This is a genomic window from Ideonella sp. B508-1, assembly GCF_000333615.1.
GTDB lineage: Bacteria > Pseudomonadota > Gammaproteobacteria > Burkholderiales > Burkholderiaceae_C > Ideonella.
In genome coordinates this window covers 1-5,312 of sequence record NZ_BADL01000410.1, presented here as the reverse complement: position 1 = coordinate 5,312, position 5,312 = coordinate 1, and the positions used below count along the sequence as shown (strand labels likewise).

General features: G+C 70.2%; 7 protein-coding genes and 1 riboswitch. Of the genes, 6 read left to right on the top strand and 1 reads right to left on the bottom strand.

What is annotated here, in order from left to right; translation table 11 throughout:
- The first annotated feature begins 138 nt into the window (after window positions 1-138).
- From I73_RS28570 to I73_RS16905, 4 genes are all read left to right on the top strand, one after another.
- Complete coding sequence (locus I73_RS28570; protein WP_159105902.1) at window positions 139-891, top strand: (Fe-S)-binding protein; 753 nt, start codon at window positions 139-141, stop codon at window positions 889-891.
- Window positions 888-1,154, top strand: a complete 267-nt coding sequence (locus I73_RS16915) for a DUF6156 family protein (protein WP_022981702.1) — start codon at window positions 888-890, stop codon at window positions 1,152-1,154. The genes I73_RS28570 and I73_RS16915 overlap by 4 nt, the downstream gene beginning before the upstream one ends.
- A gap of 75 nt (window positions 1,155-1,229) precedes the next feature.
- Window positions 1,230-1,790, top strand: coding sequence for a hypothetical protein (locus I73_RS28565; RefSeq protein WP_022981701.1), 561 nt, complete (start codon window positions 1,230-1,232; stop codon window positions 1,788-1,790).
- 28 nt (window positions 1,791-1,818) lie between these two features.
- Window positions 1,819-2,202 carry a nuclear transport factor 2 family protein gene (locus I73_RS16905; RefSeq protein WP_022981700.1) on the top strand — a complete coding sequence of 128 codons (384 nt, stop codon included), beginning with the start codon at window positions 1,819-1,821 and terminating at the stop codon, window positions 2,200-2,202.
- Between the two features lie 23 nt (window positions 2,203-2,225).
- Here the strand turns inward: I73_RS16905 and I73_RS16900 are convergent, their stop codons facing one another.
- Complete coding sequence (locus tag I73_RS16900; protein WP_022981699.1) at window positions 2,226-2,636, bottom strand: GFA family protein; 411 nt, start codon at window positions 2,634-2,636, stop codon at window positions 2,226-2,228.
- Window positions 2,637-2,819: 183 nt separating this feature from the next.
- On the opposite strand from I73_RS16900, the gene I73_RS16895 reads away from it, so the two are divergent.
- Window positions 2,820-4,355, top strand: a complete 1,536-nt coding sequence (locus I73_RS16895) for a methyl-accepting chemotaxis protein (protein WP_022981698.1) — start codon at window positions 2,820-2,822, stop codon at window positions 4,353-4,355.
- Window positions 4,356-4,528: 173 nt separating this feature from the next.
- Window positions 4,529-4,660: riboswitch (guanidine-I (ykkC/yxkD leader) on the top strand.
- 63 nt (window positions 4,661-4,723) lie between these two features.
- The coding region (locus I73_RS28560; RefSeq protein WP_022981697.1) for an ABC transporter substrate-binding protein at window positions 4,724-5,312 on the top strand (589 nt) is incomplete at its 3' end.

Below are 5,312 nucleotides of genomic sequence, written 5' to 3'. Positions count from 1 at the left end.
CCCTGGCTGGCCCGCCAGGCGTAGGCCCGGCTGGGCCTGGCGGCCGGCCGCAGCCTGCCCCGCCCGGCCGCGCAGGCCTTTCTGGACGGCGCGCCCACCGGCCCCGTCGGCGCCGGCCCGCGCGAGGTCGTGCTGCTGGTGGACACCTTCCACAACCAGCTGGACCCGGCCACCGCCCAGGCCGCGCTGGAGGTGCTACAGACCATCGGCTGCCGTGTGCACGTGCTGCACGCGCCCGCGGGCGAAGCGCCGCTGTGCTGCGGCCGCAGCGCCCTGGCCGTGGGCGACGTGGCCACGGCCAGGGCCGCCGCCACCCGACTGCAAAGCGCGCTGGCACCCTATGTCGAACGCGGCCTGCCCATCATCGGTCTGGAACCCTCCTGCCTGCTGACCCTGCGCGACGAGCACCTGGCCCTGGGCCTGGGCGAAGTGGCCGCCCGCACGGCCCGGCAAGCCTGGCTGCTGGAAGAGTACCTGGCCCGCGAGTTCAAGCCCGGCGAACTGCCCTGGCAGGCCCTGCCCGAGCCCAGCCCGCCGGTGCTGGTGCACGGTCACTGCCACCAGAAGGCCTTTGGCGCGATGAAGGCCCTGCGCAAGGTGCTGGGCGGGATGCCGGGGCTGCAGGTGCAGTTCATCGACAGCAGCTGCTGCGGCATGGCCGGCGCCTTCGGCTACGAGGCGGAGCACCATGCCATCTCCCTGGCCATGGCCGAGGCCGAACTGCTGCCCGCCGTGCGCGCCGCCACCCCCGACACCTGGCTGCTGACCAACGGCACCAGCTGCCGCCACCAGATCCACGACGGCACCGGCCGCCAGGCCCGTCATCTGGCCCAGCTGCTGCGCGCCGCCCTGCCGGCCAAGCCTCCGGCCGAGAAAGCCCCCGCACCATGAGCGACACGCTGCGCTACTTCCTCACCTACCGCGGCGCCGGCCTGCCACTGACGCTGACCGAGGAACTGGCCGAAACCGAGCTGCGCCACCGCAACACCTGGTTCGAGGCCCGCTACGACGGTGCCGGCCGCCTGATCGCGATCGACAAGCGCGTCTATGGGGACATCGAGATGCAGCACCGCTACGACTACGACGCCGAAGGCCGCCTGTGCCAGGCCACCGTCACCATCGGTGAGGACGAACCGGTGGTGCGGACGTTCTGAGCGACCGGGCGCAAGCCAGCCCCCCGGCCCGCGGGGTTAACCTCGGGGAATCCGTCGCTTCCCCCGATCCCACCCATGTCCGCCCTGAACGTCCTGCCCCTGCTCGCCCTCACGGCCCTGGTCGCGGCCTGCGCATCGGCCCCCAGCACCCCGGCCTCGTCGGGCCCGGCCCCCGCCACCCCCGCGGAGCCCGGGGCGGACACCCGGTTGACCCAGGCCGCCGTCGCCCCCTTGAGCGACCTGAACCTGGTCAAGGACAAGATCCCGGCGCTGCTGCAGGCCGCCCAGAAGGCGCCTTATGCCCTGCCGGCCGACCGCTCCTGCCCGGCCTTGGCCGCCGATGTCCAGGCCCTGGACGCGGTGCTGGGCCCCGATCTGGATGCCCCCCGCAACGACGACGACCCCAGCTTGCTCGAACAGGGCACCGGGGCCGCCGGCGACGCGGCCATCAGCGCGGTGCGCAACACGACCGAAGGCGTCATCCCCTTCCGGGGCTGGGTGCGCAAGCTCACCGGCGCCGAACGCCATGCCCGCGAGGTCTCCTCGGCCATCGCCGCCGGCACCGTCCGGCGCGCCTACCTGAAGGGCCTGGGCCAGGCTGCCGGCTGCCAGGCCCCGGCCGCGCCCAAATCCTGACACCCCACAGACACGGGGCCAGCCAGCCGTGAAAGTCGATCCGCCTTCGTCCTTCTCCATCGCCTCCGAGCAGGTGGTCCAGGCCCAGCTTGACGCCTACAACGCCCGGAACCTGGAGGCCTGGCTCGACACCTACAGCGAAGATGCCGAGCAGTTCATGCTGCACATGGGCTCGCTGGCCAAGGGCCGCGAGGCCATCCGCCGACGCATGGAGGAGCGCTTCCGCGATCCTCATCTGCATGCCCGGCTGGTGCACCGGACCACGATGGAGAACATCGTGGTCGACCATGAACTGGTGACGCGCACCTTCCCCGACGGCCTGGCCGTCGTCGAGATGATCTGCATCTACGAGGTTCAGGCTGGCAAGATCATCAAGGCCAGCTTCGCCATCGGGCAGGCGCGGCCCCTGTAGCCTCCGCCGCGCAGGCACTCGGGCTACTGCGGCGGATCCTCATCCACCGGCAGCACCTCCGCCACATGCACCCAGTCCACATGGCTGGCGTAGAAGGCGTGGGATTGCGGGGCGCGGTCCAGCGGGCCGTCGAACAGGGCGCGGGCCAGGTGCAGCTCGCCCGGGTAGCGCGGTGAGCGGAAGGCCATGGGGCTGCCGCAGTGCCGGCAGAAGCCGCGCTCGGCGCCGGTGGCCTCCGCCAGGTACCAGTGCAGGGCCTGCTGCGGGTCGTGCCAGCGCACCTGCGCCGTCGTCCAGCCCACCCAGGTGACGAAGGCCGCGCCATGGGCGCGCTGGCAGCGCTGGCAATGGCAGTGCGCCACCCACAGGCTGGGGCCTTCGGCGTGGAAGCCGACCGCGCCGCACAGGCAGTGGCCGCTGAAGGACGATGGCATCAGACGCTCCTGTATTCCCCAATGGGCACCGTGACATCCCTGATTTCTGGCCGCAGAACTGGCCGCCGCGGGGAGCGCTTTTCTCCGGTCCGCGGGCGGACATCTGCGTCAGACTTTCCTGAGGTCCGTGGCCCCCCCACCCGCCAGGTGGCGGCTTGGCGGCCGCATGGAGGCACGACGAACATGACGATTCTGCGCGAGATGAGCATCCGCCACCGGCTGTACACCCTGGTGGCGCTGGCCGTGTTGGCCACCCTGAGCGTGGCCACCCTGGCGCACCGCAATGCGGACCAGGCCCGGCGGGCCGCACTGGCCCTGCAGCAGACGGCCGATGCGGTGCACGACGCGATGGTCGCGGACATGATGCACGACGCCATCCGGGCGGACGTGATGGGGGCTTCGGACGCCCAGGGCAAGGGCGAGGCCGATGCGCTGAAGGCGGCGCGGGCCGACGGCGAACGCCACATGGACACGCTGCAGAAGAGCCTGGCGGCCGCGCGGATCGATGCCCTGCCCCCGGCCGCACTGAGCGCGCTGGACACGGCCCGGACCGATGCGGAGCGCTACCTGGCCGCGGCCCGCACGGCGCTGGCGCAACCTGATCAGGCCCCGGGACAGGCGGCCTTCACCAAGGCCTTTGCCGCGCTGGAGACCTCGATGGGCGCCGCGGGCGATGCCATCGAAGCCACGGCTGGCAGCCTGCGCACCGAGACCGAGGCCCAGCTGACCCGGGGCCAGCACCTGACCTGGGGCGTGATCGCCGCCAGCCTGGGCCTGTTGCTGGGCCTGGGCGCCATGACGGTGCGGGCCATCCTGCAACCGCTGGACCGCATGCAGCAGGCGGTGCACGAACTCAATGCCGAGAACGGCAACCTCTCGCGCCGGCTGCCGCCCGCCCAGGCCGAGCTGCGCGAGGTCACCGCGGTGTTCAACAGCTTCCTGGACAAGGTCGCGGGCCTGGTGGGCGGGGTGCAGTCGGTGGCCCGGCAGATCTCCTCCACCAGCGAAGAGATCGCCACCGGCAACATGGACCTGAGCCAGCGCACCGAGAAGACCTCGGCCAGCCTGCAGCAGGCCGCCGCCAGCGTGAGCCAGATCGCCTCGACAGTGCAGCAGAGCAGCGAATCGGCCCACCATGCGCGCGAGTTCGCCACCGAGGTCACCGGCGTGGCCGCCCGCGGCGGCGAGGTGGTGTCGCAGGTGGTGGTGACGATGGAGGAGATCAACCAGTCGGCCCGCAAGATCAGCGAGATCACCGGGGTGATCGACGGCATCGCCTTCCAGACCAACATCCTGGCCCTGAATGCCGCGGTGGAGGCCGCCCGCGCGGGTGAGCAGGGCCGCGGCTTCGCGGTGGTGGCGGCCGAGGTGCGCAGCCTGGCCAAGCGCAGCGGCGAGGCCGCCAAGGAGATCAAGGGCCTGATCGACACCAGCGTGGCCAAGGCCGAGGCGGGCAGCACGCTGGTGGGCCATGCGCGCCAGGCGATGGACGAGATCGTGACCAGCGTGGACCGCATCCACGGGATGATCGAGGAGATCACCCAGGTCACCACCTCGCAAAGCGAGGGCATCCTGATGGTCAATGGCTTCATGACCGAGATCGAGCACGCCACCCAGCAGAACACCGCGCTGGTGGAGGAGACGGCCTCGGTGGCGCAGGAGATGTCCAGCCAGGCGGCCAATCTCTCGCGCACGGTCAGCGTGTTCCAGGTGGGTTGAGTGGTTGCACCGCGGCGTGCACGCCCACCGCACCGAAAGAGTCCCAAACTGGGGCATCTTGAGGCCAAGACCTCGACACAACCCGCCATTCATCCCCAAATCTGTGCAAATTCCTGGCACGCTGCGTGCTTGATGTTTTGACAAGGAGGCGCCCCGTGACACGGGACGTCTGACTGAAGGGTCGCTAGGGTTCCGATGTTGCGAGGTGGCAATCACCCCCTGCAATGTGTCTGGTCCGAGAGCAACCGGCCTCAAACGCCCCCGCTGGCGTTCAGGCTCCACGGCGGGACAAAAGCCCGGGAGGAACACTTCTGTGTCGAGGTGCCCTCCCCGCGGTGTTGTCCCTTTTTTATTGCCTGGAGCCTTGCATGCCCGTTGCGTTCTTCTCCCGTGTGAGTTCCCGTGTGACCGCTGGCCTGATGGCTGGTGCCTTCGCTGCCGTGGGCCTGCTGGCCGCGGCGCCCGCCCAAGCCGAGGTGAAGGTGGGCGTGTCCGACTGGCCGGGCTGGGTGGCCTGGTACGTGGCCGAGCAGAAGGGCTTCTTCAAGAAGCACGGCGCCGATGTGAAGCTGGTCTGGTTCGCCAACTACACGGATTCGATCTCGGCCCTGTCGGCCGGCCAGCTCGACACCAACTCCCAGACCTGGTCCGACACCATGGGCCCGCTGGCCAAGGGGGTGCCGCTCAAGACCATCCTGGTCAACGACAACTCGGCCGGCAACGACGCGCTGATGGTGTCACCCAAGATCAAGTCCTTCGCCGATCTGAAGGGCAAGTCCATCGCGCTGGAGCAGTTCAGCGTCTCGCACTTCATCCTGGTCAACGCCCTGGCCAAGCACGGCATGAAGCTGTCGGACGTGAAGATCGTCAACCTGTCGGCCGGTGACGCCGCCGCCGCCTTCATGAGCGGCCGGGTCGAGGCGGCCGTGGTCTGGAACCCCTGGATCCACCAGATCG

What these genes read in the sequence shown, in the direction of transcription:
- I73_RS16915 (WP_022981702.1), top strand. Translation starts at nt 888, where the DNA reads ATGAGCGACACGCTGCGCTACTTCCTCACCTACCGCGGCGCCGGCCTG.
- I73_RS28565 (WP_022981701.1), top strand. Translation starts at nt 1,230, where the DNA reads ATGTCCGCCCTGAACGTCCTGCCCCTGCTCGCCCTCACGGCCCTGGTC.
- I73_RS16900 (WP_022981699.1), bottom strand. Translation starts at nt 2,636, where the DNA reads ATGCCATCGTCCTTCAGCGGCCACTGCCTGTGCGGCGCGGTCGGCTTC.
- I73_RS16895 (WP_022981698.1), top strand. Translation starts at nt 2,820, where the DNA reads ATGACGATTCTGCGCGAGATGAGCATCCGCCACCGGCTGTACACCCTG.